The sequence below is a fragment of the Pseudomonas sp. CM25 genome (genome assembly GCF_013179705.1).
GTDB lineage: Bacteria > Pseudomonadota > Gammaproteobacteria > Pseudomonadales > Pseudomonadaceae > Aquipseudomonas.
The window spans coordinates 1-4736 of sequence record NZ_JABMCW010000383.1; the positions used below are offsets into that span (position 1 = coordinate 1).

The 4736-nt window shown below is 66.6% G+C and carries 4 protein-coding genes; 3 read left to right on the forward strand and 1 reads right to left on the reverse strand.

Translation table 11 applies throughout. The annotated features are described in order from the left end of the window. The 3 genes from mrdA to HP546_RS26070 all read left to right on the forward strand — a co-directional run. Positions 1 to 1575: penicillin-binding protein 2 (mrdA, locus tag HP546_RS26060; protein WP_172231459.1), on the forward strand; the 1575-nt coding region annotated here is incomplete at its 5' end. 130 nt (positions 1576 to 1705) lie between these two features. Then, a complete protein-coding gene (locus HP546_RS26065; protein ID WP_172231462.1) occupies positions 1706 to 3025 on the forward strand; it encodes an FAD-binding oxidoreductase in 1320 nt (439 codons plus the stop codon). Positions 3026 to 3037: 12 nt separating this feature from the next. After that, entirely contained in the window at positions 3038 to 3823 is a 786-nt protein-coding gene (locus tag HP546_RS26070) for an NAD(P)-binding domain-containing protein (RefSeq protein WP_172231465.1), read from the forward strand. Between the two features lie 10 nt (positions 3824 to 3833). On the opposite strand, the gene HP546_RS26075 is transcribed toward HP546_RS26070, so the two are convergent. Then, positions 3834 to 4736: aldehyde dehydrogenase family protein (locus tag HP546_RS26075; RefSeq protein ID WP_172231468.1), on the reverse strand; the 903-nt coding region annotated here is incomplete at its 5' end.

The window sequence follows — 4736 nt, forward strand, 5'->3', positions numbered from 1 at the left end:
CAGGTGCTGGGCCTGAACGAAGATGACCGCAAGCAGTTCGACAAGGACCTGCGGCGCGGGCGCAAACCGTTCGAGCCGGTTACCTTGATGGTCGGGCTGAGCGAAGAGCAGATCGCCCTGGTGGCAGTCAACCAGTTCCGCCTGCCAGGCCTGGATGTCGAGCCGCAGTTCATTCGCGAATACCCGTTGGCCGAGCATTTTGCCCACTCGGTGGGGTATGTGGGGCGCATCAACGAGCGCGAAACCAAGACCCTCGACAGCACCGAATACCGCGGTACCCAGTCGATCGGCAAGACCGGCATCGAGCACTTCTACGAAACCCAGTTGCACGGCCATGTGGGCTACGAGGAAGTCGAGACCAATGCCCAGGGCCGGGTAATGCGCGTGCTCAACCACAAGGCGCCGACACCGGGGCAGGACATTGTCCTGACCCTGGACTCGCACCTGCAGGTGGCTGCGGAGAAAGCCCTGGGCGACCGCCGTGGCTCGGTGGTGGTACTGGACCCGGCCAACGGCGATGTACTGGCGATGGTCAGCAACCCCAGCTTCGACCCCAACCTGTTCGTCAAGGGCATCAGCTTCAAGCAGTACGCCGCCTTGCGCGACTCCATCGACCGCCCGCTGTTCAACCGCGTGCTGCGCGGCCTGTATGCGCCCGGCTCGACAGTGAAGCCGGAAGTGGCCATCGCTGGCCTCGACAGCGGCGTGATCACCCCGGGCAGCCGGGTGTTCGACCCGGGCTACTACGAACTGCCCAACTACGAGCACAAGTACCGCAACTGGAACCGCAGTGGGGACGGCTGGGTAGACATGTACACCGCGATCATGCGGTCCAACGACACCTACTTCTACGACCTGGCGCACAAGCTGGGCATCGACCGCCTGCACGACTACATGGCCGAGTTCGGCCTGGGCCAGAAGGTCTCGCTGGACATGTTCGAGGAGGCCTCCGGGCTGATGCCGTCGGCCCAGTGGAAGCGCGCCACGCGGCGCCAGGCGTGGTTCCCGGGTGAGACGCTGATCCTTGGTATTGGCCAGGGTTATATGCAGGTGACCCCGTTGCAGCTGGCCCAGGCCACCAGCCTGCTGGCGAGCAAGGGTGTGTGGCACCGCCCGCACCTGGCCATGACGGTGGGCGGCGATACGCCGGTGGACCCCAACCCGATGCCCAATATCGTGCTGCATGACAAGCATGCCTGGGACCAGGTCAGCCAGGGCATGCAGATGGTCATGCACGACCCGCGCGGCATCGCCCGCGCCGCTGCGGCCGGGGCGCAGTACCGGATTGCCGGCAAGAGCGGCACCGCACAGGTGGTGGCGATCAAGCAGGGCGAGCGCTACAACCGCAACAAGACCCTCGAACGGCACCGCGACAACGCCCTGTTCGTCGGATTTGCGCCGGCCGACCACCCCAGCGTTGTAGTGGCGGTGATGATCGAGAACGGCGAAGCCGGTGGCCGGGTGGCAGGGCCGGTGGTGCGCGAGGTCATGGATGCCTACCTGCTGGATGAACAGGGGCATCTGAAGCCGGAGTTTGCGGGCGGGGCAAGCGCAAAGGGCGTGCCGCACACCTAGGGGCGCTCCTCAAGCCGCCCCCCCCCAGCACCCAACCCCCAGCCAAAACATCCCATTCCCCGTCCCTCCCGTCATAGTCCCCCCGCCCCCCCAATGCCATAGTGGAGAAAACAACACGGATAAAAATCCCATGTACAGAAACACCGCTACCCCCGCGGACGACAACGGTTGCGGCTGGTTCCACCTCAGCCCCGAGCGCCAGCCCCGCGCCGCACACCGAGGGCGGAGCGAGGCACGCTGGGTGGTGCTGGGCGCGGGCTTCACCGGCCTTGCCGCAGCGCGGCAACTGGCGCTGCACCACCCCGACGACGAAATCATCCTGGTCGATGCCCAGGAGGTCGGCTTCGGCGCCTCGGGACGCAACTCGGGCTTCGCCATCGACCTGCCCCACGACATCGGTGCCCCCGACTACATCGGTGACCTGGCCACCGCCAGGATGAACCTCAAGCTCAACCTGCGCGCCCAGTCGATCCTGCGCGGGCTGATCAACCAGCACGGCATCGACTGCCAGATCCGCCCGGACGGCAAGTACCAGGCCGCCGTCGAAGACAAGGGCCTGGCCGTGCTGGAAGCCTACCGCAGCGGCCTGGAAAAACTCGGCCAGCCCTACCAGATGATCGATGCCCGCGACCTGCCCGGGCACGTCGGCACCCCGTTCTACCGCAAGGCGCTGTACACCCCGGGCACCCAGCTGTTGCAACCTGCCGCCCTGGCCAAGGGCCTGGCCGAAAGCCTGCCAGGCAACGTGACCCTGCACGAACGCACCACCATCACCCACATCGAGCAGGGCCGCCGCATCACCCTCAAGCACGCCAACGGCGAGATCATCGCCGACCAGTTGCTGCTGACCAACAACGCCTTCGCCTCGCACTTCGGCTTCCTGCCCGGCCGCCTACTGCCGATCTTCACCTACGCCAGCATGACCCGCCCGCTGACCGAAGCAGAACAGGCCCGTCTGGGCGGCAAGGCCACCTGGGGCATCATCCCCGCCGACCCGTTCGGCAGCACCCTGCGGCGCACGCCGGACCAGCGCCTGCTGGTGCGCAACAGCTTCAGCTTCAACGCCGATGGGCGCGCCCACCCGCGCCATATTGCCCGCGCCGGGCGCCAGCACCGCGACGCGTTCGAGCGGCGCTTCCCGATGCTGTCGGGCATACCATTCGAATACACCTGGGGCGGCTCGATGTGCCTGTCGCGCAACCACCTGTCGCACTTCGGCACCCTCGCCCCCAACGTGCATGCCGCGCTGTGCTGCAATGGCCTGGGCATCACCCGTGGCACCGCCACCGGCACCCTGCTGGCCGACTGGCTGTGCGGCGAGCGTGATGAGCTGATCGACTTTCTGCTGGGCTCCAAAGGGCCCAACCGCAACCCGCCGGAACCGCTGCTGAGCGTGGGCGTGAACCTCAACCTGCACTGGGGCCAGCGCCGCGCCGGCCTGGAAAGCTGACAAGGAGACACCATGCACAGCCTGGGCATTCTAGGGGTGGGCGAGCTCACCGAAAAAGTGGTCATCGGCCTGCGCCGCAGCGGTTTCGATGGCCCCATTCTGCTTTCTCCGCGCAATGCCGACCGGGCCGCCATGCTGGCCCGTGAACATGCTTGTCAGGTGCTGCCGAGCAACCAGGCCGTGGTGGACCAGGCCGAGCTGGTGCTGATCGGCGTACGCCCGCATTCGTTGGCCGAACTGGCCGAGGAAATCAGCCTGCGCCCCGGCCAGCGCCTGGTGTCGCTGGCCGCCGGGATCAGCCTGGCGCAGCTGGCGAGCGCGTTTCCCGGTGCGCTCTGCGTGCGTGCGATGCTGTCGTACGCAGCGCAATATAACCAGTCCACCGTCGTGGTCTGCCCGCCCGACGCACTCACCACCCAATACCTGGCGCCCTTGGGCAAGCTGGTGGTGCTGCACGGCGAGCCCGAGTTCGAGTTGGCCACGGTGGCGGCGTGCATGAATGGCTGGTTCTACTTCCTGCTCCACGACCTGCAGCAATGGCTGATGGACAAAGGCCTGCCAGCGGCCGAGGCACGGGCGCTGGTGCTGGGCAATCTGCAGGACTGCGTGGCCAGCGCGGGGCAGCAGCCGGAGTACACGCTCAAGGCCCTTGGACAGGCCATTGCCACCCCTGGCACCTTCACTGCGGATGGACTGGCGGTGCTGATGCATCAGCCGGTGAGCGCGACCTGGGGAGCCGCGTGCGAAGTGGTGCTGGATGCACTGTTGACCCGTTCGCAGTTGGCTGGATCGAAGTAGAGGCCAGCTCTCAGCCACGCAACTGGTACCAGGTGGTCTTGAGCTGCGAATACTTGTCGAACGAATGCAGCGACAGGTCGCGGCCGAATCCGGACTGTTTACCACCGCCAAACGGCACCGTGACATCCAGCGCATCGACCGTGTTCACCGACACGGTGCCTGCCTTCAGCGCCCGCGCCACCCGGTGCACCTGGTTGAAGTCGTCGCTCCACACCGAGGCCGCCAGGCCGTAGATGCTGTCGTTGGCCAGGCGCACCGCCTGCTCCTCGGTGTCGAAGGCGCTCACCGCCAGTACCGGCCCGAAGACCTCCTCTTGCGCCAGGCTCATGCAGCGCTCGACACCGGCAAAAATGGTCGGCTCGATGTAGTTGTCCGAACCGGCGATGGTCAGCCGCCGCCCACCGCACAGCAACCGCGCCCCTTCCTGCCCGGCTCGAGCGATGGCCGCTTCGATCCGGCCCGTCTGCCCGGCGTCGACGATGGCCCCGGCACGGCTCGCGGGGTCCAGCGGATTACCCGGCAGCCACTGGCGGGCCTTGGCCTGCAGGCGCTCGATGAACTCATCATGGATGGAGCGCTGCACATACAGCCGCGAGTTGGCCGAACACACCTCACCCTGGTTGAAGAAGATGCCGAACGCCGCCTTTTCCGCCGCCAGGTCCAAGTCCTGGCAGTTCTCGAACACCAGGTTGGGGCTTTTGCCGCCGCACTCCAGCCATACCTGCTTGAGGTTGGACTGGGCCGAGTACTGCATGAAGTACTTGCCCACCTGAGTGGAGCCGGTGAACACCAGGCAATCCACATCCGGGTGTAGCCCCAGCGCCTGCCCGGCCTGCTCGCCCAGGCCCGGCACCACGTTCAGTACCCCTTCCGGCAACCCGGCCTGCAGCGCCAGCTGGGCCAGGCGCAGGGC

Coding starts and splice junctions, on each gene's coding strand:
- HP546_RS26065 (WP_172231462.1), top strand. CDS start 1,706: ATGTACAGAAACACCGCTACCCCCGCGGACGACAACGGTTGCGGCTGG.
- HP546_RS26070 (WP_172231465.1), top strand. CDS start 3,038: ATGCACAGCCTGGGCATTCTAGGGGTGGGCGAGCTCACCGAAAAAGTG.